This window comes from Yoonia sp. SDW83-1, from assembly GCF_046762885.1.
Taxonomy (GTDB): Bacteria; Pseudomonadota; Alphaproteobacteria; order Rhodobacterales; family Rhodobacteraceae; genus Yoonia.
Genome location: NZ_JBKQXO010000013.1, coordinates 100131 through 126794 on the forward strand (window position 1 = coordinate 100131; position 26664 = coordinate 126794).

General features: G+C 56.9%; 27 protein-coding genes. 8 read left to right on the plus strand and 19 right to left on the minus strand.

Annotated elements, in window-relative coordinates; translation table 11 throughout:
• Positions 1 to 7: 7 nt before the first annotated feature.
• From ACFWW4_RS16925 to ACFWW4_RS16960, 8 genes are all read right to left on the minus strand, one after another.
• Positions 8 to 316 (minus strand): hypothetical protein, encoded by a 309-nt coding sequence (locus ACFWW4_RS16925; protein ID WP_411891939.1) that lies wholly within the window; start codon positions 314 to 316, stop codon positions 8 to 10.
• Positions 313 to 744 carry a hypothetical protein gene (locus tag ACFWW4_RS16930; RefSeq protein WP_411891940.1) on the minus strand — a complete coding sequence of 144 codons (432 nt, stop codon included), beginning with the start codon at positions 742 to 744 and terminating at the stop codon, positions 313 to 315. Before ACFWW4_RS16930 ends, ACFWW4_RS16925 begins: the two co-directional genes overlap by 4 nt.
• A 165-nt stretch (positions 745 to 909) precedes the next feature.
• The gene (locus tag ACFWW4_RS16935) at positions 910 to 1923 is read right to left on the minus strand and encodes a hypothetical protein (protein ID WP_411891941.1); all 1014 of its coding nucleotides are present in this window, start codon (positions 1921 to 1923) and stop codon (positions 910 to 912) included.
• Positions 1913 to 2104, minus strand: coding sequence for a hypothetical protein (locus ACFWW4_RS16940; RefSeq protein ID WP_411891942.1), 192 nt, complete (start codon positions 2102 to 2104; stop codon positions 1913 to 1915). Before ACFWW4_RS16940 ends, ACFWW4_RS16935 begins: the two co-directional genes overlap by 11 nt.
• 230 nt (positions 2105 to 2334) lie before the next feature.
• Positions 2335 to 2499, minus strand: a complete 165-nt coding sequence (locus ACFWW4_RS16945) for a hypothetical protein (RefSeq protein WP_411891943.1) — start codon at positions 2497 to 2499, stop codon at positions 2335 to 2337.
• Positions 2500 to 2550: 51 nt separating this feature from the next.
• A complete protein-coding gene (locus tag ACFWW4_RS16950) occupies positions 2551 to 3615 on the minus strand; it encodes a bifunctional DNA primase/polymerase (RefSeq protein WP_411891944.1) in 1065 nt (354 codons plus the stop codon).
• Positions 3616 to 3709: 94 nt separating this feature from the next.
• Complete coding sequence (locus tag ACFWW4_RS16955) at positions 3710 to 3907, minus strand: helix-turn-helix transcriptional regulator (protein WP_411891945.1); 198 nt, start codon at positions 3905 to 3907, stop codon at positions 3710 to 3712.
• A gap of 156 nt (positions 3908 to 4063) precedes the next feature.
• On the minus strand, positions 4064 to 5278 hold the full coding sequence (locus ACFWW4_RS16960; protein ID WP_411891946.1) for a tyrosine-type recombinase/integrase: 1215 nt from the start codon (positions 5276 to 5278) through the stop codon (positions 4064 to 4066).
• A 343-nt stretch (positions 5279 to 5621) separates the two neighbouring features.
• Here ACFWW4_RS16960 and ACFWW4_RS16965 point away from each other — a divergent pair, with 343 nt between their 5' ends.
• The 4 genes from ACFWW4_RS16965 (at position 5622) to ACFWW4_RS16980 (ending at position 8121) form a co-directional block, all read left to right on the plus strand.
• Positions 5622 to 6266 (plus strand): hypothetical protein, encoded by a 645-nt coding sequence (locus ACFWW4_RS16965; protein ID WP_411891947.1) that lies wholly within the window; start codon positions 5622 to 5624, stop codon positions 6264 to 6266.
• 114 nt (positions 6267 to 6380) lie between these two features.
• Positions 6381 to 7103, plus strand: a complete 723-nt coding sequence (locus ACFWW4_RS16970; protein ID WP_411891948.1) for a HAMP domain-containing protein — start codon at positions 6381 to 6383, stop codon at positions 7101 to 7103.
• A 171-nt stretch (positions 7104 to 7274) separates the two neighbouring features.
• Entirely contained in the window at positions 7275 to 7913 is a 639-nt protein-coding gene (locus ACFWW4_RS16975; protein WP_411891949.1) for a methyl-accepting chemotaxis protein, read from the plus strand.
• Positions 7897 to 8121 carry a hypothetical protein gene (locus tag ACFWW4_RS16980; RefSeq protein WP_411891969.1) on the plus strand — a complete coding sequence of 75 codons (225 nt, stop codon included), beginning with the start codon at positions 7897 to 7899 and terminating at the stop codon, positions 8119 to 8121. Before ACFWW4_RS16975 ends, ACFWW4_RS16980 begins: the two co-directional genes overlap by 17 nt.
• 157 nt (positions 8122 to 8278) lie before the next feature.
• Here the strand turns inward: ACFWW4_RS16980 and ACFWW4_RS16985 are convergent, their stop codons facing one another.
• The 11 genes from ACFWW4_RS16985 to acsA form a co-directional block, all read right to left on the minus strand.
• Positions 8279 to 9298, minus strand: coding sequence for an ABC transporter ATP-binding protein (locus ACFWW4_RS16985; protein WP_411891950.1), 1020 nt, complete (start codon positions 9296 to 9298; stop codon positions 8279 to 8281).
• Positions 9298 to 10551 (minus strand): MGH1-like glycoside hydrolase domain-containing protein, encoded by a 1254-nt coding sequence (locus tag ACFWW4_RS16990; RefSeq protein ID WP_411891951.1) that lies wholly within the window; start codon positions 10549 to 10551, stop codon positions 9298 to 9300. The genes ACFWW4_RS16985 and ACFWW4_RS16990 overlap by 1 nt, the downstream gene beginning before the upstream one ends.
• 2 nt (positions 10552 to 10553) lie before the next feature.
• On the minus strand, positions 10554 to 11768 hold the full coding sequence (locus ACFWW4_RS16995) for a carbohydrate ABC transporter permease (protein ID WP_411891952.1): 1215 nt from the start codon (positions 11766 to 11768) through the stop codon (positions 10554 to 10556).
• Positions 11765 to 13009: an ABC transporter permease subunit gene (locus tag ACFWW4_RS17000; protein WP_411891953.1), complete on the minus strand. Its 1245-nt coding sequence runs from the start codon at positions 13007 to 13009 to the stop codon at positions 11765 to 11767. The genes ACFWW4_RS16995 and ACFWW4_RS17000 overlap by 4 nt, the downstream gene beginning before the upstream one ends.
• Positions 13010 to 13093: 84 nt before the next feature.
• Positions 13094 to 14446, minus strand: coding sequence for an ABC transporter substrate-binding protein (locus tag ACFWW4_RS17005; RefSeq protein WP_411891954.1), 1353 nt, complete (start codon positions 14444 to 14446; stop codon positions 13094 to 13096).
• Positions 14447 to 14469: 23 nt separating this feature from the next.
• Positions 14470 to 15612 (minus strand): LacI family DNA-binding transcriptional regulator, encoded by a 1143-nt coding sequence (locus ACFWW4_RS17010; protein ID WP_411891955.1) that lies wholly within the window; start codon positions 15610 to 15612, stop codon positions 14470 to 14472.
• Positions 15613 to 16246: 634 nt separating this feature from the next.
• The gene (locus ACFWW4_RS17015; RefSeq protein ID WP_411891956.1) at positions 16247 to 16600 is read right to left on the minus strand and encodes a hypothetical protein; all 354 of its coding nucleotides are present in this window, start codon (positions 16598 to 16600) and stop codon (positions 16247 to 16249) included.
• A 57-nt stretch (positions 16601 to 16657) separates the two neighbouring features.
• Positions 16658 to 16906 (minus strand): acyl carrier protein, encoded by a 249-nt coding sequence (locus ACFWW4_RS17020; RefSeq protein WP_393928485.1) that lies wholly within the window; start codon positions 16904 to 16906, stop codon positions 16658 to 16660.
• Positions 16903 to 18054, minus strand: coding sequence for a dihydrolipoamide acetyltransferase family protein (locus tag ACFWW4_RS17025; RefSeq protein WP_411891957.1), 1152 nt, complete (start codon positions 18052 to 18054; stop codon positions 16903 to 16905). The genes ACFWW4_RS17020 and ACFWW4_RS17025 overlap by 4 nt, the downstream gene beginning before the upstream one ends.
• Positions 18051 to 20054 (minus strand): pyruvate dehydrogenase (acetyl-transferring) E1 component subunit alpha, encoded by a 2004-nt coding sequence (gene pdhA, locus ACFWW4_RS17030; RefSeq protein ID WP_411891958.1) that lies wholly within the window; start codon positions 20052 to 20054, stop codon positions 18051 to 18053. Before pdhA ends, ACFWW4_RS17025 begins: the two co-directional genes overlap by 4 nt.
• Positions 20051 to 21796 (minus strand): acetate--CoA ligase, encoded by a 1746-nt coding sequence (gene acsA / locus ACFWW4_RS17035; RefSeq protein ID WP_411891959.1) that lies wholly within the window; start codon positions 21794 to 21796, stop codon positions 20051 to 20053. Before acsA ends, pdhA begins: the two co-directional genes overlap by 4 nt.
• Before the next feature lie 259 nt (positions 21797 to 22055).
• On the opposite strand from acsA, the gene ACFWW4_RS17040 reads away from it, so the two are divergent.
• The 4 genes from ACFWW4_RS17040 to ACFWW4_RS17055 form a co-directional block, all read left to right on the plus strand.
• Positions 22056 to 23084, plus strand: coding sequence for a BMP family lipoprotein (locus tag ACFWW4_RS17040; protein WP_411891960.1), 1029 nt, complete (start codon positions 22056 to 22058; stop codon positions 23082 to 23084).
• Between the two features lie 21 nt (positions 23085 to 23105).
• Positions 23106 to 24611 carry an ABC transporter ATP-binding protein gene (locus ACFWW4_RS17045; RefSeq protein WP_411891961.1) on the plus strand — a complete coding sequence of 502 codons (1506 nt, stop codon included), beginning with the start codon at positions 23106 to 23108 and terminating at the stop codon, positions 24609 to 24611.
• Entirely contained in the window at positions 24608 to 25729 is a 1122-nt protein-coding gene (locus ACFWW4_RS17050; protein WP_411891962.1) for an ABC transporter permease, read from the plus strand. The genes ACFWW4_RS17045 and ACFWW4_RS17050 overlap by 4 nt, the downstream gene beginning before the upstream one ends.
• Positions 25726 to 26664, plus strand: a 939-nt coding sequence (locus tag ACFWW4_RS17055; protein WP_411891963.1) for an ABC transporter permease, incomplete at its 3' end; no start/stop codon positions are given. The genes ACFWW4_RS17050 and ACFWW4_RS17055, both read left to right, overlap by 4 nt.

The following is a 26664-nucleotide window of genomic DNA, read 5'->3' on the forward strand; positions in this document are numbered from 1 at the left end:
GGCCAGATCATGAGGTCTCACCCCCGTCGATCAGCACGTTCCCTGCGGCATCGACCAAGAACAAATCCGACGCCGCGATTTGGACCGCGTGAACCTCCACCGGGCGCTCAATCGGCATGACCCAAATCGCCTCCGACCCTGAATAGGTGAAGGATCGGGGCTGCCCGTTGGCGGTGATCAGAAGGCTTGTGTGATCATCGCTTGGCTGCGCATCCCCGATATTGATCCGCAACCGCCCCAGCGCCCAGAAAATACTGTGCGGGCCCGTGGCGAGGTTGGTCCAGACGCCCATGGGGATGGTTTCCTTGCGCATCATGACGCCGCCGCCCAGAAGGTTGCGGGCTGCCCCGGCGCAGCGCCAAGGGCCACGTGCATCCCGTTGAGGCTGTCAATCGGATCGGCGGTGACCAACGCGAAGGTGCCAGCCTGTAGCGTGGTCGGATCGGGCAAGTCGGAATAGCGGGAATAAACCTGCGTCGATGGCGTGGCGGCGGGGGATAGCGTCCCGGTGATGACGATGGCCGAAACCGGATGATCCGACGCCCGCGCCCAGACCAGATCGGGCTGGGAAAATGAGACGATCCGTTGCTGGCCCTGCGCCGATAGCAGATATCCACACCGCTGATCGGTCGGGGCCTCATCCCCTTGCCAGAACCACGTTCGCCCGCGATTGCAGGCAATGGCCATCGGACCCGCGCCAAGGGCGGTCCATGTCAGGGCGATTTCGGTTTTAGTGGTGGGCATGAGTGGCCAAGATTGTTGCTTGGCTCACCCACTGGTCAGATAAATCCCGACCCGTCAAAAGGCCGATTATCGGATTTTACGCATCCTTCGCGGTCCTTGGCGAAATTTGTTGGAATTTCTCACCCAAATGCGAAGTGACTTCGTTGTTGTGGGCCGCCGCGTGCCCTACGCTGCAACCTCCACGCTGTGTTGATGGTGCCGCTGATTTGTAAGAAAGGCGACACGCTTAGTGCCCACAGCGTTGCACTGTAGACCTCCCACAGTGTCTCGAATGTGGATTACGCAATCACCTAAGAAGTTCATCGCTTTGGCCAACGCACCCGGCGAAAAAACCTGAAACCCACCGCGCCGAACATGAGCGTCGATTTCGGTTTCCGCAGTGTACTCTACGCCCGGCTCTGCCAGTGCGGTCAAGAACAATCGACCATCACGCGAAATGAGCGCGCATCGCTCGCCACCTGCACCAGAAACGACCTTCAAGGCCCGCAAGAACCTCGCTTGTTCAAATTCCATCACCCAATTGCCAGCAACGTGGATGCGCCGCCAGTCCTCAACTTTTCCAAGGATGGTCATGCCCGATGCCGCGCAATCCGGACCTGTGAACTGCCATGCACTTTCGCTAATGGACAGGGTTGCATTCGGGTCGAAGTCAGTCAGTCGCCTTACAGCCGTTAAGGGGATTGCACCACCACCAGCAAAACCGCCCTGACAATCCGCGAACAGTCCGCCGCTAAATCGGATGTAGGCTGCGCCGTCACGCACAGACACATTATCCCAACCTTCAATATGCGGTGCGAACCGGTGCAAGTCTCGGATTTGCTTGAAGGTTAGACCAGTATCAGTCTTTTCGCCTGCAACGCCATAGCTGTGATACAGAAGACGGTCCCTCACTGGCAGCGCGGCGGAAACCGAAGACGCCGAAATGCTTAGCCGGTCATCAGTCATTCCCATTATGACTGTACCATGGCAACCAGCGATGATGCGGCATAGGCGATCACGATTTACATATGCGCAACCAGTAGCCCGAACGTCGCCATAAGCCCGGACATGGGCTTCCACAAAATCATCGCTGGCCTTCAAAAGAACAGACTGACCGGCATCAATCAAAACGTGATCACTGACAGTGCCGATCCGGCGCAATGCTTGCGACAAATCATGCGCGCCAATCTTAACTCTCATTGCTCAGGTCTTCCGGCTGGTAGTCGAAATCACCCAGAATTTCCTGTTTGATCGACATAGCTGTTGCCCAGATGCGATCCCCGTCAGGGTGCTGTTCCAGTTCGATGCTCTGGAAGGGACGTGCGCGATAAGCACCCACTGGCGGTGACAGGCGGGTCAGGTCGGTCTTATCAAAGTTCATTGTTCTTTCCTTTCGTGTTGGCGAGGATCATTCCCCAAATCATTCAGGCTGTTTTCCTGCGTTTTCAGAGCCATTCCCGTGCGGGTGGCGTGTTAGCCCGAGAAACCCCTTGGACGCGCTCAGGGGCCGTTTTTTTGGGGGTCTGGCGCGAAACGAGCGTCCGTGTCCCGTCCGGGCTTATTCGGACCTCGCCCGTGCGTTCCATTTCCCGGAAAAGGGTTTCGAGCGGATCAGGTTTCATCGTCAATCACCACTGCCATATTCAGCCAATCTTGATTGGACCGCGTGGCATCAACCAAAATAACCGCGCATTCGCCGCGTCCGCATTTCAGCGTGACCAGGCGCAATGCATCGGGTAGCAGAACGTCCGGTAGATTTGAGTGGTCATCGGTCATGAAATGCGCCCTTTTTTCCTTTGTTTTCAAGATAGTGTCCAAATCGGTCCCCTAATATAAGTCTGTTAGCGCCCCTCCCCGGGGGTAAAGGGACCAGTTTGCAGCGATTTTCATTGCGGGATTTGGCCATGAATATCGGTAAAGAAGGCCCAGATTTTGCAGGCGGTCGCGCGCGGTCCTGAACCTCTGACGACTGAACGTGATAAGGCCAGCCTTCCGCATGGCGTCGTAATTCAACAGGAACGTGCCCCGGTTGGCGTGTGCGGATAGCAGGGTGCAATAAAGCTGCACCGCATCCGGGTCACACCCGATCTTGATGAAGTTGCAGCGCTGCACGTTGAAATGGCCTTTGGTGCCAAGGCTTATCTCGCCCCGGCAATGCTTCCCCCAAGCCCACAATGCGATCTGCTCAATCTCCCCACTGGCAAATGACTGAGGGTCTTCAAACTCCAATTTTGCGCGCATGATCAGGTTGTCCGCCAATTCTGGGTACGATGAACAACACCCGACTTCCTGCACGGCGCACCGAACCATGGCTTGATGACGATCACCCTTCTGGATTTTTTCAGTGTCGTGACCCTCATCTGCGATCAGCGGCAGCGCGTTGTCGTTTGCGAGATCACCAGACAAGGGATGGTAGTTGACGCCATCCATTCGACAGCTTTGGGGGCCGATCACATATTGATTGCGTCCCGACTTTACGTCAGCCCGCACCCCGGCGTCATTGAGAACGTTCTTGGTGCCGGTAGCATCAAAGGCATAGGGCCTGCGATAATAGGCATGAACGCCGCGCCCTGTAGCGACCTGCACGCTTGGCTGGCCAAAGCGTTCGGCGACAAACCCGATCTGATCTGGGTCATATTCATCGAGGTCGATGACAACATGCTTGTCCAAGCGGACGCCATATGCGCCGGACCTGTTTTTGTGACAGACGGAAATCGCCCGTTTCAGGGTCAGTGACTTATCCTTGAAGGGATAGGCCGCTGCTTTGGGATCATCCGGGCGACCCACTGCCAGAAGTTGAAACCCGGCACGGTCGAGGCGGTTCATCATGGCCACGGGCGGGTCCGTGAACACTTGTCTGTTGACGTGGTTTTCTGTAGCCGAGGGTGACATGCTTTTCTCATTTAACGGGTGGGGAAACGCGGTTCGGGTTGGACCTCGAACACAATTGAAGGCCCCGGCGAATGTGACGCGCCGGGGCTTTTTCTTATTCAGCGTCGGATTGGGCCATTTCGAATTTCTCAGCCATGCGCGCGTCAACGGCGCTCAGAGGCCAGTACCGCTTGCGGCCCAGAATGATCGGAGCGGGCAGCGTTCCGTTGGCAATATCGCGGTTGATTGAACTCAAGGAACGGTTGCCCAGCTTCGCCCGCAATTGTTCCACGTTGAGATACTGTTCTGACATTTTGCGCGTCCTTTCGGGTTGGTGTGACTCCGAAAAACGCCATGAAAAAAGGCCGCGCAAGGGCGGCCCAATTGGTCAAAAACACGTTTGGAAAAGGTTGAACTCAGACGAGCGCGATTGGTGCAGACAAAATTTTCAAATGTTACACGGATGTGATCAGCGCAGGCGCTTCAAATCCTCTGGTGACAGCACCTTGGCGTCGGTTTTTCCGGTCACGAAATCGGCCCAATCCTGCATCAGAGGGCGGCGCAGTTCGGCCAAATGGCCGCGAATGTAAGCCTGTTCGACCGCGCCCCTGACCGCGTGATGCAAAACCTCCTCAATCAATAGATTGTCGTATCCGGTCGTCAGTTCGGCCCACATCTTGAACGTTGCCCGCATCCCGTGCGCCGATCCGAAAATATTGGCCCGCCGCATGGATTGGGTCCAGTTGTTCATCGAGACATGGCCCGTCTGCCAGCTATCGGCGCTTGGGAACAGAAAGTGCTTTTCCTTGCCCGTGATTTCGGCGTGTCGGGTCGCGTGAGCATCGGCCTTGGCCAGAACGTCCAGTGCGGCGTCTGACAGCGGCACCCAATGGTCGGCCCGCCGTTTCATGTCATCAGGGCGCAGATGCCAGATATCGCCCTCTAACTGGTCATAGCGCGCCATAGCAGCGTTGCCGGGGCGCACGACTGTCAGGATCAGAAACCGGAACGCGAGGTCAGAAGGGTTATCCCCAAGGGTCGCGTAGAAGGCTGGCAAATCCGCAAACGGGATCGACCGTTGGTTTTCCTGTTCATAGGTCGATTTCTTCAAAATCTTACGCGCGCGCTGCGCTGCACCGCCATCCGCCTCATAGTCATTCTGTTCGGCCCATTGCAGCACCTGACCAGTGAACAACAGCGCCTTGTCGATGGTCGGGTATTTGTCATGCCAAAGCGGTCGCGCCATGTCTGCGAGGTGCTTGGGGCGGATTTCGGATATCTCCATTGTCCCGATGGCCGGGATGACGATTGCGTCCATCTTGGTCATGAACCCGTACCCCTTGCCGCCATTCTTCCATCCGCGCTGAATATCGGCATAGGCCAAGGGCAGGATATCCGCGAAGGTCGTCCCGCTGGATAGGTTGGCTGCGATGGTTTCCTCTTTCTGCTGTTTTGGGTTGATGCCCATTTTCGCATTGTTGCGGTTCTCCGCATGCGCCTGATTGGCCTCTGACAGTCTGACGGTTGGATACACGCCCAGCGACATCTGGATCAGCTTGCCGCCGATCTTGTAGCGCCCTTGAAAGCTGCCAGTCCCATCGCCGTTCGATTTGTAACGCAGCCCGATGCTGATCTTGTGAACGCCTTTCGGCAGGGCTTTCAATTGGAGGTCTTTGGTGATCATTTTGTTCGTTTCCGTGTTCGTCCGCAGCACTGTGAGGGCCATTTTGAGGGCCACTTTTCTCGCCATTAGGTCGAAAAACCATCATTCGAACAAAACCAACGGCTTACCCGCCAGCTAGGCGTAGCCCTCTGAAAACGCAATATTTAATCTGATCCGTCCTGACCTTTGGTGAGGCAAAAAGAAAGACCGTGGGGGCCACTTTCCCGGACTGTCTCTCCGCCATTGCATTTTTTCCGGCTCCGGTCGACCCTATGCCAAGCATCAGCTTCCATTCGATGATCGTTGGTCTGTGTGTTTTTGGCAGGTATAAATATTTTCGACCAGAGTGAGATCGGTCCGGATCTTGCTTAAGCTGATTTTAATTTTGCCGCCTTATAAGCAGGTCACAATATTTTTCAGCGAGGCCAGGACGCACATTCTCAATTCCATCAGGATTTCAGTGAAACTGCCAACAATTATCGTATCGCTGTGCTTGATTGTCGCCGCATCAATTGGCGGTCTGGGCTACTTTGCCTTCAAGCAGAATATCCTGCAGGAGTCGCAAAAATCGCTCACCATTCTGACCGATGAGCGGCGGCGCGCGCAGCAAAACTGGTCTGAGAACCTTTCTGGAGACGTTGCTAACTTCGGGGCGAATCCAACTGTGATCGCCGCTGCAAATGCCTTCAATACGTCATTCGCGTTGTTGACAGATGATCCGGAACGTCAGCATCAGCGGGCCTATATCTCCGACAATCCCAACCCGGTTGGTGAACGGGACAGGTTGGATCGGGCGCAGGAAAACGTACATTATAATTTTCAACATGCAAATTATCACCCGTTCTTTCGTCAGATCAAGGATGGCGAAGGCTATTATGATATCTTCCTATTCAATCCCGAGGGCGATCTTGTTTACTCGGTTTACAAGGAAGCTGACTATGCCACAAATCTGCGAACGGGGCGGTACAGCGGTTCTGGCCTGGGTCAGGCGTTTGCTGCTGCGATATAGGCAGCCCCAAAGACGATTCATTCCGTTGATTACCAGCCCTACGCGCCGAGCAACGGCGCGCCGGCCGCATTCGTAGCAACGCCGATCTATGACGACGCGGCGACGCTGCTCGGTGTGTTTGCCATTCAGGTGCCTTCAGACAAAATCTATGAAATTCTCAACAATCCGTTGCGAATGGCCGAGACCGGAGAGCTTTACGCCATTGGTCCGGATTATCAGTTGCGAAACAGTTCACGATTTGAAGGGGGCTTTTTGACCCTGGATCCCATTGATCGGTTGGATCAAGTTGGTGCCGCACTCTCGGGCGGGCAGGATTTCTTTCCCGAGACGACAGGTATCAACGGCCATACCGTGGTTGCGAAATCTGTCCAAGTTGACGTTCTTCGCCATTCATGGGTGCTGGTCGGTGAATTTGATGTTGGCGAAATCATGAAGCCTATGGTCGCCGTCCGCAATCAGATGGCTGTGGTTGCCGGTATTGCCAGCGTAATTTCCATCTTTCTGGGATGGCTGACGGCCAATACCGTCACAAAGCCGCTGGCGCGGCTTGGTAGTGGAATGCAGACTGTATCGGCACAGAACTTTGACCATGAGATCGAAGATACCGAACGCGGTGACGAGATTGGTGAACTGGCGAACACTCTTGTTGCATTTCGCGACAAACTACTTGTGGCCGAGCAAACCGAACAGGCACAAAGAGCACTACAGACCGAACAACAGCGCGTGGTGGAGCGATTGAGTACAGCCCAGACGAAACTGGCCGACGGCGACCTGACGAGCAAGATCACGACCACTTTTCACGCCGACTATGATCAGCTGCGGCAGGACCACAACTGAACACTCGACAACCTAAACACGACGATTGGCGCGGTCGCATTCAATACTGGGCAGATCCTTGACGGGCTGAAAGATATGAGCAGTTCGTCTGATGATCTGTCACGCCGCACCGAAATTCAGGCTGCAACACTGGAACAGACCGCAGCCGCGCTTGGCGAGTTGACCGCGAGTGTGAAATCGGCTGCATCAAGCGCTAAGGAAATCGAAGGGATTGTCGTCATCGCACAAGGAGAAGCCGATGAAAGCGGTCCGGTTGTCCGAAATGCCGTCTCTGCCATAAACGAGATCGAAAAATCATTAGACGAGATCAAAAAGATTATCGGCGTGATCGACGATATTGCCTTCCAGACCAATCTCTTGGCCCTGAATGCTGGCGTAGAGGCCGCGAGAGCCGGCGAAGCTGGCAGAGGTTTTGCTGTTGTGGCGTCAGAGGTTCGCGCCCTGGCGCAACGGTCATCGGATGCGGCCAAGCAGATCAAGGGCCTGATCGGCGGCAGTTCCGAACGGGTACAGAACGGCGTCAGCCTGGTTGGGCATGCCGGAGAAGTGCTGACAAAAATCGTTGATCGTATCTCGCAGATTTCCAGCCTGATGTCCGGTATCGCCGCGGGTGCCCAAGAACAATCGACCGGCCTCGGTGAGATCAATATTGGGATGAGCCAGCTTGACCAGGTGACCCAGCAAAACGCGGCAATGGTCGAAGAAGCCACGGCCGGTAGCCACGCGTTGAACCAGGATGCTCAAAAACTGGCAGACATGGTCTCGCGATTCCGCCTCAAAAAGGGATCCGCTTATGACCAACGGGACTAGGGTGCATCTTCATCTGCGCGAAGTAATGTCATCGTGTTCAATCCAGCCCGAGCTAAGCAAGAACAGGCGCCGGTTGCGAGCGCAGCTCCTGCGTGTCAAAGAGCTGCGCCGTGAAGCAACGGACCTCAAAGAGGTCGTTGCGGAGCAGACACTTGCACTGCGCCTTCTCAAAAAAGACATGCTGGGGGATGGAGACGACCGCGATTGAAGGATGGTGCGGCCTATCTTCATCCTGGTCGATAGCCATCCGAAAAAGCCCCAAACAACCATTCCACCGGATTCCCAAAAACTATCAAATCATTTGAACGGCTGCACCGCCAATGACTGCCGGCTCACGAACCTTCGGCACAGTTGTCAACCACCAATCAATCCGAAATCGCCAACCCGTTTCCATTGAAAAAGTGGAACATCCCGTCTTGCACTTGAAGCCCGACGGTGTCGCCCGGCACCAGCTCGGTTGTGCCGTTTACACGCACAGTCACCTGTCCTGCATCTCCGCAGGACAGGATCAAATAGGTATCTGCGCCAAGATACTCGAGAACGTCGACGGTACCTTGTAGGTGCCCACCGCCGCTTTCCACCACATCAATGTGCTCTGGCCGCATCCCTGCTGAGACGACACCGCTGGGTGCTTTGTCGAGTTTGACCGTTCCAAAAGGGACAACGTTCATACGCGGTGATCCGATGAACTGCGCAACAAACAAGTTTGCGGGGCGCTCATAGAGCTCGCGTGGCGTTCCGACCTGTGCGATCTTGCCAAACTCGAGGACGACAATCCGGTCGGCCAGTGTCATGGCCTCAACCTGGTCGTGGGTGACGTAAATCATCGTCGATTTGAGCGTCTGGTGCAGCTTTGCGATTTCGTAGCGCATCTCGACCCGTAATGCCGCGTCGAGGTTTGAAAGTGGCTCGTCAAACAGGAATGCCGTGGGATCACGGACAATCGACCGCCCGATCGCGACCCGCTGTCGTTGCCCCCCCGAAAGGTCTTTCGGACGACGATCCAGGTATTCACCCAGCTTCAGGACCTGTGCCGCCTCTTCGACCTTCGCATCAATTTCCGCCTTCGGCAGCCCGGCGGATTTCAGTGGAAACCCGACGTTATCCCGGACTGACATGTGGGGATAGAGCGCATAGGATTGGAACACCATGGCCAGTCCGCGCTTGCTGGGTGGCTCGGCGGTTGCATCACGCTGACCAATCATGATCTGACCGCGCGAGGTCTCTTCCAGTCCGGCGATCATACGCAGAAGGGTAGACTTTCCGCAGCCTGACGGGCCGACGAAAATCACAAACTCGCCTTCTTCGATCTCCAGATCCACACCTTTGATAACCTGAACTGCGCCGTACCATTTCTCGACGGCCTTCAACGTGATCGAGGACATCAGGCTGCTCCTTTGTGTGTTTGGGAGTAATTGCCGGCCCAGCCGAGCCAGACCGCAGCCGTCCAGGTGAAGGTCGCGCCGCCCGCCGGGGCTCCATCAACAGGGTTGTAGTATTCGGCAAAGCCGTTCTGCTCCATCAGGCGCGCAGTATCGGACTTGATCCGCTCGGCAAGGTCGTAGTGGCCCCGCTCTTCCATCCCTGAGCCGACAAGATAATTCATGATTGGCCAGGTCGGCCCACGCCAATAGCGTAGCGGCTCAAACCCTTCAGCCGCTGGATCATAGCTTGCCAGACCATAGTTCACGGCACCCAGCATACGCTCGATTTCGGGCCGTGCGCGCGCATCGTCGATACCGGCATACCAGCACAGTGCCGAGGCACTTGACAGAATGTCGTTAAAAGCGCCAGTGCGAGCATCGCGACTGTCATAACCACCAATCTCCGGGTTCCAGAGTGTCTCAGCCCCTTTCTCCAATGTCGCGATCCATGCGGAAATCTCGCCGATTTCCTGTCCGAACCTCCGACCCATCGCTTTCAAATCCCGCTGGGCTCGGAGGAGTGTAAATGTCATTGTGGGATCGGCGACACGGAACGGGTTGAGCTCAAGCAGTTTCTCTTGGTTCCAATCGACCGATACGCCCATCTGCACCAGCTTGATGTAGCGATCGTAGTCATACTTCGTCGGTCGCATGGCAGGATCGACATGTGACGTATCGCGCCGTGTGTATTCACCGACATCTGAGGCATCGATCCCGCGCATCGCCGCGTCCCAATCGGGGGCATTGTCGCGGCCTGCTTCCCAAGGGTGAGTGACGCAGACAGCCCCTTGGTCAAGGCGCCATCTCATAAACCACGCATGCCATGCTTTAAGCTTCGGCCACATTGCACGCGCGCGAGGTTCACCTGTTGGATCCATCTCAAGCATCTTTGCCATGAAGGTTGCAGCGACAGGCGGCTGACTGATCCCAGACGATGCAATAGGACCACGCCCCTGCCAGACGTCCGGGCCAGGGTAGTAGCCAGGATCCGGGCGATGAAAGAGGATATGGGGAACCATACCATCTTCCCATTGTCCGGACAAAAGCGTTTCCAGTTCGGTCCAACCGCGGTCTGGTTCAAAGGTCGTAAAGCCCCAGGCTGCGAACGCACTGTCCCAGTTCCATTGGTAGGGATAGAGGCCGTGGGTAGGGAGCGTGTAGCCCCCTCTGTCATTCTGCCGGAGGGTTTCGCGCGCTTTTTGGTGCAAATCCATCGCTATCCTTTCACTGACCCAGCGGTCAGCCCTTTCGTCATAAAACGTTCAAGCCCAAGAAACAGCGCCATGATCGGCACGGTTGCGACAACGGCGCCTGCCATCAGGTGCTGTCTTGGAATCTCGGAAGAGTTGAGTGATGCAATGCCGCGCGTCAGCGTGAATTTCGACGGATCGTCGAGCAGCATGAATGCCAAAAGGAACTCGTTCCATGCGATCATGAAGACATAGAGCGAGACAGATGCGAGCGCTGGCAAAGATAGAGGCAGCGTGATCTTCCAAATAACTGCCAGTCGCGAAAGCCCATCCATCAGCCCCGCCTCTTCGACTTCTGCTGGAAGACCGCGGAAATAGCCTTGCAGCATGTAAAGCGCGACCGGGATCGTCGTGACGGGGTAGATCATCACGATGCCCCAGAAAGAATTGCGCAAGCCTGTCATCGAGAATGCGATGTAGATCGGCAGCGCCAGAACGATCATCGGCACCATGTAGATAAGCAGGATTGACCGCGAAAAGGCCGCTTGACCGCGGAACCGCAACCGCGCAGCCGCATAGGCACCGGGGATCGCGAAAGCGAGCGTGATACTGACTGTCAGCACCGAAATGAAGAACGAATTGAACAAATAGGTGCCAAAGTTGAACTGGGTGAACAGTTCGTTGTAGCTTCGGAATAGCTCAGCACCTTTTGAAAAGTCGATCGCGAAGTCCAGAGGATTCTGCATCAACTCGCTTTGGTTCTTCAAGCTTGTCATCACCATGACGTAGAAGGGGATCAACACGATGGCTGTGAAGAAGATGTATCCAAAGCCGGTGAGGAAACGGATGACAGCTTCTTCAAATTCGTGACGTGTCAAGGCGGCTTGCGGAAGCCCCGCGCAGATCTTCCTCAAGGACCATGCGTTCGAGGCGACGAGCAAAATGCCTGCAACCAGCAAGGTGGAGAGGGACGTATCCGGCCCAATTTGCAACGGACCAAACCCGACAATCAGCGCTATCAAAACCAGACCTGAGGCGGCCCCGATCCAGATAGTCCTCTGGCGAAGGACCAACAGAAGGCCGCCGACAACGGCCCCCCAAAAAAGAGATAACAGCATCGACGGTCTGATCGCCTCGCCTGTGGCAAAGCTCATTGCAATAGCGATGGTGACCGACAGAACGACCATCCAAAGTGCGCCGAGAAGCGGTGCAGTCACATATCCGAACCGGAGCATCTTCATAGCCCTTCCTCCCGGCTGATGTACTTGAGGAAAAGCATCGAGAACGTCAGCAAGCAGCCAAAGATCACGACGGCAACCGCGGCACCGGCTCCAATGTTCGAGACCGCAAAGGCCTGCTCATAGACGTTCACTGTAAGTGTCCGAGTCCCAGCGTTACCCCCGGTCAGCAGGAAGATGTCATCGAACTTGTTGAACGTCCAAATGAAGCGCAGCAAAAAAAGCACGCTAAGAATGCCAAGCAACTGAGGCACGCTAAGGTACCAGAATTGCTGGAACGGCGATGCGCCATCCATATCGGCGGCTTCGTACATATCACTGTCGATCGACTGCATCCGCGCCAGAATGAACAGGAATGACAATGGGAAATAACGCCAGATCTCGAAGACAGTCACCATAATCAGCGCGAGCGGTCGCTCCCCGAAGAAATTGATCGCTTCGGGCGTAACCCCCATCTGAATCAGTAGCGCGTTGGCCGAGCCGGAGAATGGATCGAAAAGGATCAACCACGCAAAAGCTACAGCTATGATCGGGGCGACATAGGGAAAAAGGTAGAGTCCCCTTAGGATGCCTTGCCCCTTGAATGACTTGTTGAGCAAGAGTGCTGCAAATAAGCCGACCAACAACGCCCCTATCGTGCCAAAAACCGTATAGAAAAGCGTGACCCAGAGAACCTCGAAGAACTCGTCACCGTTGAAGATGCGCGAGAAGTTTTCTAGCGTGAAAGTACTGTTGGTCAGAACATTCGAAGACTGACCGGTCGTCGTTGCCGGGCTATCCTGTGGGCGCAGTCCGTTGTCGAGATACGCTTGCTCGACCGTTACAGGGATCGTGAGCGTCTCGCGCGTCCCAGGTTCCCAGTCGCCAAGGTCGCAAAACAGCTCCCTGTCATCAAGTGTGCAATGCTCATCTATCGAACCCACCACAAGACCCTGCGGAATAATGTCTGTGAAGGTTACACCGGTAATCGGTTGATCCTGAGATGAGTTGCGCAGCCGGTAACGGATGGTGGCCTCGTCACCGGCGATCTCGTCATCACCACGGATGTCCTCTCGCAGGACGACCTCTGGGGCACGCAAATCCCCCAGTTCGACCGGTTTGAAAGAAATCCAGAAGATCGCAAGCAGAGGAAGCAACACCACGAGCGCGACAGCGGTGATTGTCGGAAGCAAGAGCCCCCAGGCCAATCGCGCTTCGCGTTTTGCGAGCGGTCCTGTTCCGGTAGGCGGGCTGATATCACTCATGGGCCATCCTCCCCTCAACTTTCTGGGTTTGTTTGCATAACAACTTTTAGCATGCGCCCCCGCTGTGGGGGCGCGCAAAGGAGGTTACTGAACTGCCGCAATCGCGGCGTTGAGCTCCGCAACAGTCGCTGCGGCATCACGTTCGCCGTCGATGAATTCACGGACGAGACGGTTGATGACTTGACTGTTAATGATGGCAGACGCTGCCGTCAGTTGACCGTCGGCGACGCCCCAACGCTGTGCAACATCCAGACCACCCACAATCTCTTCGATCATCGAAGCCTCGTAGAGATCGCCCAGCGGTGCACGACGGTCGACGCCAACGTCAAGCGTTGCCCAGAGGTCAGCAAAAGCTGTCGGATTGTCGGCCGTACCGCGACGCACTGGGAACTTGCCTTCAGGCGCGATTGCCAAAGTCGCACCGTAGCCTTCAGACATAGAATACTGCACGAATTCCATCGCAGCGTCGGTCGATGCATCCGAAGTGATCCCGAAATAACGGACATCACCCCAGGCTGCACCGTCTGGGTTTGACGGACCGGCAAAGTTGGTCACAACACCAGTTGCCGCGGCCAGATCACGGGTTTCGGGATCGTCGTTAATGGTTGGTGGCGCACTATCGCGCAGACCAGCAAGTTCATCCAGTATGAATGGCGACCAGATGATCATGGCGGCGTTGCCGCTGAAGTAGAGCGTGCGGGACTGATCCCAATAGAGGTCGCCGGGAGGCGATGCTTCGGCGATAGCTTTATAGAACTCCAGCACTTCGATCGTCGCTGCCTCGTCCAGTTCCTGCACGCCATCTGGGCCAACAGGCGATACGCCGTTGGCAAGAAACACGTGCTCAAGCACCTGGCTCATGAAATTCTCGTCGATCTTTGTCGCAGCCACAAAGCCATACATCTCCGGTGGATTGTGAAGCGCCTCGACGGCTGTCAGCACGTTGGCATAAGAGTTGGGTGGCTCTAGACCTTTCTCGGCGAAGAGATCGGCTCGGTAAACCAGCATCTGGGTCCAGCCATCAACCGGAACCGATGCATATCCGCCGTCGACAGTCGCCATGTTCAGCGCGCCGGGTGCAAATGTGTCTGCTCCCAGCATTTCCACGACGTCAGTCGCGGCATCGGTATCAAGGATGCCAGCTTCCGCCCAAGGTGCTGCATATTGGAGGGTGTGATAAATCACGTCCGGCAGGTCGCCAGCCGCGAAGGCAGCCGTCGTACGTGTGCCAAGATCGTTTTCTGACACCGGAATAACCTCGACGGTATGGCCAGTTGCTGCTGCAAATTCGCCGGCCATCGCCTCTTGGCGTGCAAGACGCTCTGGCTGTTCTTCAGTGGTCCAAAAGCGGAGCTCTTCAGCCGAGACGGCAGTCGCTGCGAGAGCAATGACCACAGCGGCCCCGCTCTTCAGGATTGATTTAAATGTAAACTTCATTGTCTTCCTCCCGTTTAGACATGTTATTGGAATAAGGTTTTTCCGCCGACCGGGCCGGTAGAGCCGCGATCAAGGAATAGTGCTGCTTGGGTTTCCCGAAGGGTTTCGGGTGCCTCTCCCCGAATGCGGCGGATTAACAAGGTTGCAAGCCGCTGGCCCGCCGCGCTGCTATCTACTGCAAATGTCGTCAAGGCCGGTTTCGCACGCGCGCCGTCGGCAATTCCGTCGTATCCGGTGATCGACAAGTCACGTCCGATCTCAAGTCCGCGCATCTGCGCCGCCCGATATGCGCCGAGGGCCACCTGATCGACGGCACAGACGATTGCGGTGGGTGGCACGGGCATATCCAGAAGCCTGCCGACGGCGGAGATACCGTCATCGAGAGTCATGGCATTCTCGGCGATAAGTGCGGGCCCAATCGCCAATCCACTCTCCATCATCCCCTGCTCAAACCCTTGCCGTCGAAGCCTTGCATATGTGTAAATCGCACCGCCGTTTACAAAGGCGATCCGACGGTGGCCGAGCGATACCAGATGGAAAACTGCGTCACGCATAGCGTCTTCACCACGGATGTCGAACCAGGCACAGCCTTTGCTGTCGTCCTGGCGCCCGTAGAGGACGAACGGCACATCCATCTTTCGCAGGAATTTAATACGGTGGTCATCAACCATCGCCCTTGGCAATATGAAACCATCCGCCTTGCCGTCATTGAGAAGCGCACGGAAGTTGTCGAGAACAGCTGCGTTTGTATCGGCAGAAGCAACCGTCAGCGTATAGCCTTCGGTGCTTGCCCCCGCTGACACACCTGCGAGGAACTCTGCCAAAAACGGACGATGGGCGTCATGGTCTGCTAATTGAAGGACAAGGCCAAGTGAGCGGGTCCTTCCGGTCTTGATGGCCTGAGCATGACTGAGCGGCTGGTAATTCATCTGGCGCGCCATTTTCCTAACGCGTTGTTGGGTGGATACGGAGATATCAGCGTAGCCGTTCATTGCCCGCGAGACGGTCGATTTCGTCAGATTGAGAGCCTCTGCAACGTCACTGATCGTCACTCGCATCGGACGCTGCGATTTCAGCGACTTAAACTGATTTTCTGCCATTAATCTTCCCCCCATGACGCAGCGTGAGTTCCGAAACCGGTTTCGGCAAGGATTTTCTTTTCGCATCGGATTCGGCGACTAAGAAAAATGAGAGCGATTGCCAGATAGATACTTGGCGAAAGTCTACTGCCGTGCCGTTGGAAGCGTGTACCATTCATCAATTAGAGCGCGTGCGGCACAAACAGTTCACAGCAACATTGTACCCCAAGCTACAGTAGCTGCCCCAACCATCGCGCCAGCCAATTCGATGGAGTTGATACGGTCACACATTTTCCAGTTTTTCGCGTCCCATCCAGAAAATGCGCTGGTGAAGTGCTCCAATCCATGCAGAAACTCGATCGCGATATCCTTTGCCTACACGATAAGCCCACGACGGCAGTTTCTGCTTTGCCTCGCAGGAGTAGCAAATCGACTTTTGAAGCAGATATTCATAGAACCATGAGCCACCTTCTATATGGACTGGACAAAAGAATTTTTGCCGTTGCCACAGATCACCCAAACCTGAGAGTCGATCCCTTCAACCCTTTCTGAGACAGTCATGTGCCCGGGTCGCTCGAAAGAACGTCCTTTGTGCAGAGTGTGGATCCGAACCTGCACAATTCTGCAATTTCAGCGAGCGGCGGCCATGACGGGCCTCGCACGAGGTATCTTGAAGCTTGCGGAATGTCCGATCTGGGCCAACGTTGTTTTATTAATGAGCCTAGCGCAGAGTGGAATATGCGCTTGCTTCCAAGCCAATGGAAGTCACCCAGTCCCAGACAATCCGCGCATATCGGCGGGTCGAGATTTGCGGCCTATCATGAAACTGGCCCGGCGAAAGGTACTCTGAACCGACCATCAGATGACTTGCATCCAATTGTCGAGCGGCGCGTGTCCCTTCAGTGATCTCGCAACGCACCGGCTTCTGTGTCTTGCTTTGTAAAACGGACCTCCGTTTCTTAATCTGGCCAGACGCCATGACATCGACGACCTTCATTTTGACTAGATCACAGCCGCGCAGCTTGTTGTCGTTGACCAGATTAAAGAGCGCCAGATCGCGATGGTTCTCAACCAACTCGAATCAATGCCAAGAACGATTATCCAGCCGATAGATCAGAATTGGCGATGAGGCTTATGTAGCTACTTTGCCTGCCATGTAGTCGGCCAGCGCGTTGAAACTGCCTATTTGACCGTAATCCGCCTCGGGTATTTCGACGCGGAATATCTTACCGAGAGCTGTGACCAAATTGAGAAAATCCATCGAGTCGATATCAAATTCTTCGCGCAGATCCTCGCCGCGATCGATGTCATCCATGTCAATTTCCGGGGCGATCCGGTTCAGTTCCTTGCTGATGGCGGTTTCGATCTCTTGTCTGGTCATAGCGTGTCCGGCCTTTGCAGGTATTTGTCGATGGCTTTGAGAAACAGCGCGCCGCGATGCCCGTCGCTGACACGGTGGTCGGCGGCGAGCGTCAAAGTCGCGGTGAGCCGAGCGGTAACTTCGCCTTCATGGATTGCCGGTTGCAGCCGCGGCGTACCGAGCCCAACGATGGCGACCTGCGGCGGGTAGATCACGCCGTATAGCTGATCGACCCCACGGTCCCCAAGGCTGGTCAGGGTGATGGTTGCATCGGACAGTTCACGCGCCCGAAAGCGCCCTGCGCGGACCCGTTCAACCAGATCGCGCATCGCTTGCATCAAATCATCAAGGGATTTGTCGTCTGTATCGAACAGGGCCGGTGCAACCAGTCCACCGCTACGGATGTTGATGGCGAGGCCCAGATGCACCGCATCGCTTTGGTGGAAAGCATCATCGGTGAAGTGCCCGTTGAATTCGCCGTATTTCTTTAGCGCCTTGGCAATGGCCTTGGCATAGACAGCGCCCAATAGCAGCCGGTCCTCTGGCGCGCGGTCCGTGTTGGTTTTGGTAACGTAGTCGTCCGCAGTCGTCAGGTCGACCATATGGGACAGGTAGTAATGCGGGATTTCACGCTTGGATCGCGACATTGCTGCGGCGATGGCCGTGCGCATATCCGACATCGGAGCGGGTTTGGGTTTGGTTCCCATCGCCACGACATCTGCCAGCGATATCGTACCTTTTGATGGCAAACTGGAAAGGTCGATACCTTGTTGGGCGGCACGTCTGCGGGCGGCGGGTGTGATGCGGGGGCGGTCGGCTGACCGTGGGGCTGCGTGCGGTTTGGGCTGGGTTGGTGTCTCGTAGTCCACGACCATCATGTCCTCTTTCGGGACGACGACGTTGGGCACTGGCTCCGCTTTCGTCTGTGACTCGCTCTCTGTCTGGACCACGGCCAGCGGCGCGCCGACGGGGACCTTTGTGCCAAGGTCAACCAGCCATTCCTGCAATATCCCATCCTCGAAAACCTCGATTTCGATGGCACCTTTCTGGGTTTCGACAGCGGCGATGATATCACCGCGTTTCACGGGGTCGCCGGGATGAACCAGCTGTTCGACGAGTGTCCCGGCCTCCATATCGGCGCCGAGTGAGGGCATCAGGAACTGGCTCATGGTCGGGCCGCCATCAATTCTTTCGCCGCAGTGACGATTTTGTCCGTCTGCGGAATGGCCGCCTGTTCAAGGTGTTGCGGGTAAGGGATGGGGACCTCTTCACTACAGACGCGCGCCAGCGGGGCGTCGAGTTCGAAGAATGCATCTTCTGCCAGCCGCATCCCGATTTCCGCAGCCAGACTGCCGGTTTTCCAGCCTTCGTCGACGATCAGGGCGCGGTGGGCCTTGGTGACCGACGCGATGATTGTCGTCATGTCGAGCGGGCGGAGGCTGCGCAGATCGATGACCTCCGCCGAGATACCGTCACCAGCGAGCGCCTTGGCTGCATCCAGTGTTTTGAACAGCGACCCGCCATAGGTAATGAGGGTGATGTCATCGCCGGTCTGCCGCACGGCGGCCTTGTCGATGTCAACTGGCCCTGCATTTTCGGCCAGTTCCCCTTCGCGGTTGTAAAGCATGACGTTTTCAAAGATCAGCACCGGGTCCGGATCCTGCAGTGCGGTCCAGAGCATGCCGCGCGCGTCTTCCATCGTCGCGGGTGTCAGGATTCGCAGGCCTGGGATGTGAGCATACCAGCCTTCCAGACTGTGCGAATGCTGGGCGGCAAGCTGTTTGCCTGCACCGGTGGCCATGCGGATCACAACCGGCACCCCGAATTGGTTGTTCGACATGTGCCGCAGCGTGGCGGCTGTGTTGAGGATTTGGTCAAGCGCAAGAAGCGAAAAATTGACCGTCATCAATTCGACAATCGGGCGCATCCCCGCAATGGCCGCGCCGATCCCCGCGCCGGTGAACCCGGATTCCGACAACGGCGTGTCGCGGATACGATCGGCACCGAATTGGTCCAGCAGCCCCTTGCTGACCGCGTAGCAGCCGCCGTAATGGCCCACATCTTCGCCCATCAGGAATACACCGTCATCGCGGGTCATCGCATCGACAATCCCGCCCTTGATGGCCTCGCGATAGGTGGTCGTGATCATGTTGCCGGGTGCGACGGGTTGCGGTGGGGACGGACGTTGACCGGAAACGACGTGCTTGGTCAGGCTTTCAATGGGTTCATCCGTGCCTGCCTCGGCAAAGGCCACAGCGTCGGCGATTTCAGCGTCTACTTCCACCATGATTTCAGCGACCTGTTCCGGATGGATCAGCCCGGTATCTTCCAGCCATTTCTGGAACCTTACGATTGGACCCTTAGCACGCCATTGCTCCACCTCGTCCTTGGGCCGATAAAGCTGTGCATCGAACATGGAATGGGCGCGGAAGCGGTAGGTTTTGCATTCCAGGAAATAGGGTTTCCCGGTGTCACCGATGTATTTCAGGGCGCGCCGCGCCGCGGCCTCGACCGCGACGATATCCATGCCGTCGACGGTTTCAGCCTCGATCTCGTAACTGCGGGCCTTGACGCTGATCTCGGTCTCGGATTCCGTGAGCGCAAGGGCCGACCCCATCGCGTAGCCGTTGTTTTCGCAGACAAAGAGCACCGGCAGGTTCCACAGGGCCGCAAGGTTCAGGCTTTCGTGAAATTCGCCCTCGGCGACGGCCCCTTCACCAAAGAAACAAGCTGTAACACCACCGGTCTTTTCCATGTGGTCAGCCAAACCCAGACCAACGGCCATCGGTAAACCGCCTCCGACAATAGCGTTCCCGCCATAGAAATTGTGGTCGCGACTGAACAGATGCATGGAGCCGCCGCGCCCGCCCGCGCAGCCCTCAGCTTTGCCGTACATTTCGGCCAGTATCGACCCCATCGGGACACCCCGCGCCAAGGCATGCCCGTGTTCGCGGTAGGTCGCGACAACGCGGTCCTTATCTTCCAGCAGCGGGATGATGCCCGACGCAATCGCCTCTTCCCCGTCATAGAGGTGCAGGAAACCCCGGATTTTCTGTTGGGTATATAGTTCGGCGCATTTATCCTCGAACCGGCGGATGCGGATCATCGATTTCAGCAGATCGCGGACATGGGATTGGTCGAGATGGGGTTTGAGTTCCGTTACGGTCATTTTTCATCACTCTCCAATGTCGAGATATCGCCTTCCGGCAGGCCGAGTTCGCGCGCTTTCAAAAGGCGCCGCATGATCTTTCCGCTGCGGGTCTTGGGCAGGTTTTCGCGGAACACTATTTCCTTGGGTGCAACCGCGGGGCCAAGGCGCTTGCGAGCGTGGCCCATCAGTTCCAGCATCAGGTCATCGGATGGCGCGTTGCCGGGCTTCAGGGCGACATAGGCCTTGACGATTTCGCCAGCCGTTTCATCCGGCACACCGATCACCCCAACTTCGGCGACTGCGGCATGTTCCATCAGCGCGCTTTCCACCTCGAACGGGCCGATCAGGTGGCCCGCGCTTTTGATCAGGTCATTCCCGCGCCCGACGAACCAGAAATACCCGTCGCTATCACGCATCGCCAGATCGCCACTCAGATACCAGCCGTCCACAAAGCATTTGTCATAGCGCGCCTGTTCATGCAGATAGCCGCGCATCATGGAGGGCCAGCCGGGCCGCAGGACCAATTCGCCCATGGCAAGCGGTTCGGTCAGTTCCTTCGCCCCGTCTTCGGTAACTTCGACAATCCCGGCGTCGATCCCTGGCATCGGTTTACCCATGGAGCCGGGCTTGACATCCATGCAGGCATAGTTGGCGATCATGATGCCGCCGGTTTCGGTTTGCCACCAATTGTCATGGAAGGGCATACCGAAAGTTTCGTTGCCCCAGACGACCGCTTCGGGGTTTAGCGGTTCGCCGACGCTGGCCATGAAACGAAGTGCCTTGAATTCCCGCGATTGGGCGGCTTCCTTGCCCGCTTTCATCAGCATCCTGATCGCGGTCGGGGCCGTGTACCATACGTTAACTGACTCGCGTTCCAGCATGTCGTACCAGCGATTCACATCGAATTCGGCCTCATCCACGATCATCGTCACCCGGTTTGTCAGCGGTGCGATGATCCCGTAGGAGGTGCCAGTGACCCAGCCTGGATCAGCCGTGCACCAGTAGACATCTCCGGGTCGCAGATCGAGCGCGAAGCGGCCTGTGGTGTGATGGGCGACAACGGCCTCGTGCACATGCACAACGCCTTTGGGTTTGCCGGTGGTTCCGGACGTGAAATGCAGCAGCGCGGTGTCTTCGGGGTCCATTGGTTCGGTATCGAAGCTGGCGGATGCGGCATCCATCAGGGGGGCAAGGTGGGTCGTTCCTTCTTGATCGGCGTCGATCAGGAAGACCTCGCGCAACTCTGGCAAGCTGTCACGTATCCCTCTGAGCTTGCGTTTATAGAGCCGTGACGAGGTGATGACAGCGTTCGCACCACCGATCTCCATCCGCGAATGAATCGGTTCAGGCCCGAAAGCGGAAAAGAGCGGGCAGAAAACGGCCCCGGCTTTGAGTGTACCCAAGGCGGCGATGTAAAGCTCTGGCACACGACCCAGAAGGGAATAGACTTTGTCGCCCCGATTGATCCCGCGCGCGCGCAGCACATTGGCAAAGCGATTGGTGCGGTCCTGGAGGTCCTGATAGGTGAAATCAGTGCGCACGCCGGATTTGGCGACCCAACGCAGCGCGATCTGGCTGCCATGACCCGCGGCCACATGCCGGTCAATCGCCTCATGCGCGATATTCAACTTGCCATCATCTAGACCATCAATCGATTTATGTGCCTCAGCCCAACTGAACGTCGCCCGGGTTAGATCATAATCCGCCATGTTGGATGCTGGTCCGGTCCCCGGACTTTTCCTGATCTGGTCGTAGGCCATCGACCGCCCTCCCCAACAAGCTGCGTCGGGCGCCATACTAAGGTGCAAAGCAATGGTAGAACTGACCGATATCAATCCGCGTTGCGGTCGGCGTCTTAGGCGATGCACTGGCGAATACTGAGGTGTAATATTGGCGACGCAATCCTGGAAACAGACGCGACCGCCAAGGCGCGTCGAAGTCAGGATTGATTTCCCTCAACCGCCCCGTTTTCCAATTCACTAGGCTGGGCGGAGATCTAAGGCTCTTTGGGGGGAAGTCATGTTTAGCCAGTTGTTTTCACAAAGATATCTTTGCGCGACCGCCGCTGTCGTGATGGCGTTGACCGGTAGCGCAACAGCGTTCACAGCCTGTCAAGTTACGGACACAGGCGGTATCGACGACAACAGTTTCAACCAGACCGCGTGGAAAGGCGTGCAAGATGCAGTGACGGATTTCGGTATCGAAGCCCGGTTTCTGGAATCGCAGGCCGAGACGGATTACGAAGCCAATATCAACTCTCTGATCGAAGGCGATTGCGACGTCATCATCACGGTCGGGTTCCTGCTGGGGGATGCGACCAAGACGGCCGCCGAAGCGAACCCCGACCAGAAGTTCTCGATTGTGGACTTCGCTTACGATCCGCCTATCGCCAATGTTCTTGGTCAGGTTTATTCGACAGATGAAGCCGCTTTCCTGGCCGGATACCTCGCGGCAGGGATGACGCAGACCGATGTATTGGGGGTCTTTGGTGGGATCAACATTCCGCCGGTGACCATCTTCATGGACGGGTTTTCGTGGGGCGTCGATTACCACAATGCGCAAAAGGGCACATCCGTGATTGTGCTGGGCTGGGACCCGGATACACGCGAAGGGCTGTTCACCAACAACTTTGAATCACTGGATGATGGGCGTGCCTATGCGCAAAATCTGTATGATGAAGGTGCGGATATCGTGCTGCCTGTTGCCGGGCCCGTCGGCCTCGGGTCAGCCGCATTGGCAGATGAGCTGGGCACCGACCGGTTAAAGATCATCGGCGTTGACGCTGACCTCTACCTCACCGACCCGGAGAAAGGTCATGTGTACCTGACCTCGATTACCAAACGTATGGATGCAACCGTGCGGCAGGTCATTGAAATGGCCATGAATGATCAATTCGAAGGTGGTTTGCTCGTTGGTTCGCTCGATAATGGCGGTGTCGGCCTTGCCCCGTTTCATGACCTTGCAGACGCGGTGCCCGATGACCTTAAGGCCGAACTGGATGCCATTCGCATGGGCATCATTGATGGCTCGATCCCGGTCGGCCGGTAGGCGCGCGGCGGAGACAGACCCATGAATATCGAACTGCGTGGCATCACAAAACGCTTTGGCCCCGTTACGGCGAATGAAAACGTCAACCTGACCATCAAAGCGGGGGAGGTGCTAGGTCTGCTTGGCGAAAACGGGGCAGGCAAATCGACGCTGATGAACGTGCTTTGCGGCCTTTACAGTCCCACCGCTGGCGAAATCCTGATAGACGGGACGCCCGTGACATTTGATGGCCCCGGCGACGCGATCCGCGCAGGGATAGGCATGGTGCATCAGCATTTCATGCTGGTGCCGGTGTTCACTGTGACCGAAAACGTCGTCTTGGGCGTGGAACCCACGGGTCGGCTTGATCATCTTGATCTTGATACGGCCCGTGCGCAGGTCCGCGAAATCAATGATCAATATGGCCTTCATGTTGACCCTGACGCACTGATCGAAACGCTGCCGGTGGGCGCACAGCAACGGGTCGAAATCATCAAAGTGCTGTTCCGGTCCGCCGATGTGCTGATCCTGGATGAGCCAACCGCCGTTTTGACCCCGCAAGAGGTGGATGAGTTTTTCGAGATCGTGAAATCGCTGCGCGATGCGGGCAAGGCGCTGGTCTTCATTACCCACAAGCTCAACGAGATCCTCGAAATCGCTGACCGGATCAGCGTGATCCGCAGTGGGCGCATTGTTGGGGGTGGTTTGCCCAAGGACCTGACGCGACCGGAATTAGCGGAGATGATGGTTGGCAGGCCCGTCAGTTTTGAAGTGATAAAGCAGCCCTTCGAACCTGGTCCCACATTGCTGGAAACCCGCGATCTGACAATCTTGCGCGACAATGACGACATTGCTGTCGACCGGCTGGACCTGACGGTGCGGAGCGGCGAAGTGGTTGGCATCGCAGGTGTGCAGGGCAACGGGCAATCCGCCCTGATCGAGGCACTGACTGGCGTGCGCCGGGTGGCAAGCGGGACGGTGATGTTCGACGGTCAGGATATCACCCACACATCGGCGCGGGCACGCCACCGGCTGGGCATCGCGCATATCCCCGAGGATCGGCAGACCAACGGGATGATCAAGAATTTCACCGTGGCCGAAAATATGGTGCTGGACACCTATTACGATGACCGCTTTTCGCGCGGACCCCAGATCGATTGGCCAAAGGTGAACGAAACAGCTGCGGGATATGTGAAGGATTTCGACATTCGCACCCCGTCCGTTTTCGAAGCAGCGGGGCATCTGTCCGGCGGCAACCAGCAAAAACTGGTCGTCGCGCGGGAATTGTCCCGCGACACCAAGCTGGTCATTGCAGGTCAGCCCACGCGCGGGCTCGATGTCGGCTCCATCGAATACATCCACGAGCGCCTGATCGCAGCCCGTGAAGAAGGTGACGGCGTGCTGATCGTCTCATCCGAACTGGATGAGATCATGGCCCTGTCCGACCGTATCCTCGTGATGTTCAAAGGCCGGGTTGTGGCTGAATACGAGGCCGCGACCGTTGACAAGGGGGCCATCGGGTTGGCCATGGCGGGGGCAGCGGCATGACCGACCTGTCGATGAACGATCTGATGAAGGCAAAGGTCATCGGCCGGACCGAGATCGAAGATCTGGTGGTCGTCCCACTGTTTGCCATCATCGTCGCCCTTTTGCTTGGCGCTGCGGCCATGCTCGCGACGAATGTGGATCTGGGCACGATTGGTCTATCCTACCTGGCGCTTCTGAAAGGGTCGGTCGGCTCTCTGAACGCCATATCGGAAACGCTTACCGCAGCTGCGCCGCTGGTGCTGGCCGGGCTGGGCCTTGCGCTGGGGTTTCGGGCCGGGTTGTTCAACATCGGGGCCGAGGGGCAGATCGTGATGGGTGGTATCGCGGCGGTCATCACGGGCTTCAGCTTTGCGGGACTACCGACCCTCATCCTACTTCCCATGTCATTATTGGCCGGGGCACTGGCCGGAGCGCTGTATGCGTCAATTGCTGGCTTTCTGAAGGCCACGACCGGCGCGCATGAGGTGATCTCGACCATCATGCTCAACCTGATCTCCTACCGGTTGCTTGACTACATGCTCCGCATGCCCGCGATCCAGAAGGAAGGGCGCGCCGACCCGATCTCGAAATCGGTGCCCGAGGCCGCCGAACTGCCCCGATTGCTCAGCTTTCTCGATCCGAATTTGCGGGTTCACGCGGGCATCTTTCTGGTGCTAATCGCAGTGGCCATTGTCTATTGGCTGCTCTTTAGGTCCAAGCTGGGTTTCGAATTCCGCGCCAGTGGCGAAAACGCCGAAGCGGCCCGGTTTGCAGGCATCCATTCCAGTGTGATCATCGTGGCCGCCATGGCGACCGCAGGGGCCTTGGCCGGACTGGCCGGAGCCAATCAGGTGCTCGGTGTTCTAGGACGTGCAACGCCGGGATTTTCCGCGGGTCTCGGGTTTGATGCTATCGCGGTCGCCCTGCTAGGCCGGTCGCACCCGGTCGGCGTTTTGTTCGCCGGGCTGCTTTTCGGCGCGTTGGAGGCAGGCGGACGCCAGATGCAGGTCGATGCGGGCGTTTCCATCGACCTTATCGGGATCATTCAGGCGTTGATCATCGTCTTCATCGCAGCGCCATTGCTGGTGCGGGCGATCTTCCCTTGGGGCTTTCGCCGCGACAAGGAGGGCGGATCATGACCGTGATTACCGGCGCAACCGCAGGCACAAAGATTGACACGGGCAAACAACGCCAGGCGAGGATTACCGGCTTTATTCTGCTGGGCATCGCGATCCTGATTACACTCTTTTTTGCCCCTGACGCAGCTGGCAATGCAACGTTCCGGCTGTCCCGGCCAACAGATGCAATCCCGGTGCCAAACCTTGTCGTGCCGGGCGGTCCCTTTATCTGTGTTGCCGCAACGATCCTTGCGTTTCTCGGTGTCCGGCAATTCCTGCATGGCGGCACAAAATGGACTTCCCTGTCACTTGGTATCGGTCTGGCCATCGCTGTTGCAGCGTTTCTCGTCTGGGCCACCGCGGGCAAGGCGTTTTCGCTGACCGGCATGTTGCAGGCGACGATGGTGCGCGCCGTCCCAATCGCCCTTGGTGGGCTGGCGGGCGTCCTGTCTGAACGAGTGGCAGTGGTCAATATCGCCATCGAAGGCATGCTGCTTGCCGGCGCGTTCACCGGGGCGCTCGTCGGGTCACTGATCGGCGGTTTCGGCGGGCTGGCGGCAGCCATCGCTGTTGGCGGTGTCTTCGGTTTCATCCTTGCGGCACTGGTTGTCACCTATCGGATGGACCAGATCATCGCGGGTGTCGTGATCAACCTCTTCGTCCTTGGCTTCACATCCTATGTCAGCTCACAGGTGTTTGCAGAATACCGGTCGCTCAACAACGCCCCGGTCTTCCGATCCGTCAAAATTCCCATTTTGGGCGACATCCCCGTAATCGGGCCAATGTTTTTCAATCAGAACATCTTTGTCTATGGGGCGTTGATCATGGTGGCGGTGGCCACCTACTATCTCTTCCATACCAGGCTTGGCCTGCGCGCTCGCGCCGTCGGGGAGCATCCGCGCGCGGCGGATACGTTAGGGATCAATGTCTATCGGACCCGCTATATCAACGTGACA

What these genes read in the sequence shown, in the direction of transcription:
- ACFWW4_RS16925 (WP_411891939.1), bottom strand. Translation starts at nt 316, where the DNA reads ATGATGCGCAAGGAAACCATCCCCATGGGCGTCTGGACCAACCTCGCC.
- ACFWW4_RS16930 (WP_411891940.1), bottom strand. Translation starts at nt 744, where the DNA reads ATGCCCACCACTAAAACCGAAATCGCCCTGACATGGACCGCCCTTGGC.
- ACFWW4_RS16935 (WP_411891941.1), bottom strand. Translation starts at nt 1,923, where the DNA reads ATGAGAGTTAAGATTGGCGCGCATGATTTGTCGCAAGCATTGCGCCGG.
- ACFWW4_RS16940 (WP_411891942.1), bottom strand. Translation starts at nt 2,104, where the DNA reads ATGAACTTTGATAAGACCGACCTGACCCGCCTGTCACCGCCAGTGGGT.
- ACFWW4_RS16945 (WP_411891943.1), bottom strand. Translation starts at nt 2,499, where the DNA reads ATGACCGATGACCACTCAAATCTACCGGACGTTCTGCTACCCGATGCA.
- ACFWW4_RS16950 (WP_411891944.1), bottom strand. Translation starts at nt 3,615, where the DNA reads ATGTCACCCTCGGCTACAGAAAACCACGTCAACAGACAAGTGTTCACG.
- ACFWW4_RS16955 (WP_411891945.1), bottom strand. Translation starts at nt 3,907, where the DNA reads ATGTCAGAACAGTATCTCAACGTGGAACAATTGCGGGCGAAGCTGGGC.
- ACFWW4_RS16960 (WP_411891946.1), bottom strand. Translation starts at nt 5,278, where the DNA reads ATGATCACCAAAGACCTCCAATTGAAAGCCCTGCCGAAAGGCGTTCAC.
- ACFWW4_RS16980 (WP_411891969.1), top strand. Translation starts at nt 7,897, where the DNA reads ATGACCAACGGGACTAGGGTGCATCTTCATCTGCGCGAAGTAATGTCA.
- ACFWW4_RS16985 (WP_411891950.1), bottom strand. Translation starts at nt 9,298, where the DNA reads ATGTCCTCGATCACGTTGAAGGCCGTCGAGAAATGGTACGGCGCAGTT.
- ACFWW4_RS16990 (WP_411891951.1), bottom strand. Translation starts at nt 10,551, where the DNA reads ATGGATTTGCACCAAAAAGCGCGCGAAACCCTCCGGCAGAATGACAGA.
- ACFWW4_RS16995 (WP_411891952.1), bottom strand. Translation starts at nt 11,768, where the DNA reads ATGAAGATGCTCCGGTTCGGATATGTGACTGCACCGCTTCTCGGCGCA.
- ACFWW4_RS17000 (WP_411891953.1), bottom strand. Translation starts at nt 13,009, where the DNA reads ATGAGTGATATCAGCCCGCCTACCGGAACAGGACCGCTCGCAAAACGC.
- ACFWW4_RS17005 (WP_411891954.1), bottom strand. Translation starts at nt 14,446, where the DNA reads ATGAAGTTTACATTTAAATCAATCCTGAAGAGCGGGGCCGCTGTGGTC.
- ACFWW4_RS17010 (WP_411891955.1), bottom strand. Translation starts at nt 15,612, where the DNA reads ATGCGAAAAGAAAATCCTTGCCGAAACCGGTTTCGGAACTCACGCTGC.
- ACFWW4_RS17020 (WP_393928485.1), bottom strand. Translation starts at nt 16,906, where the DNA reads ATGACCAGACAAGAGATCGAAACCGCCATCAGCAAGGAACTGAACCGG.
- ACFWW4_RS17025 (WP_411891957.1), bottom strand. Translation starts at nt 18,054, where the DNA reads ATGAGCCAGTTCCTGATGCCCTCACTCGGCGCCGATATGGAGGCCGGG.
- pdhA (WP_411891958.1), bottom strand. Translation starts at nt 20,054, where the DNA reads ATGACCGTAACGGAACTCAAACCCCATCTCGACCAATCCCATGTCCGC.
- acsA (WP_411891959.1), bottom strand. Translation starts at nt 21,796, where the DNA reads ATGGCCTACGACCAGATCAGGAAAAGTCCGGGGACCGGACCAGCATCC.
- ACFWW4_RS17040 (WP_411891960.1), top strand. Translation starts at nt 22,056, where the DNA reads ATGTTTAGCCAGTTGTTTTCACAAAGATATCTTTGCGCGACCGCCGCT.
- ACFWW4_RS17045 (WP_411891961.1), top strand. Translation starts at nt 23,106, where the DNA reads ATGAATATCGAACTGCGTGGCATCACAAAACGCTTTGGCCCCGTTACG.
- ACFWW4_RS17050 (WP_411891962.1), top strand. Translation starts at nt 24,608, where the DNA reads ATGACCGACCTGTCGATGAACGATCTGATGAAGGCAAAGGTCATCGGC.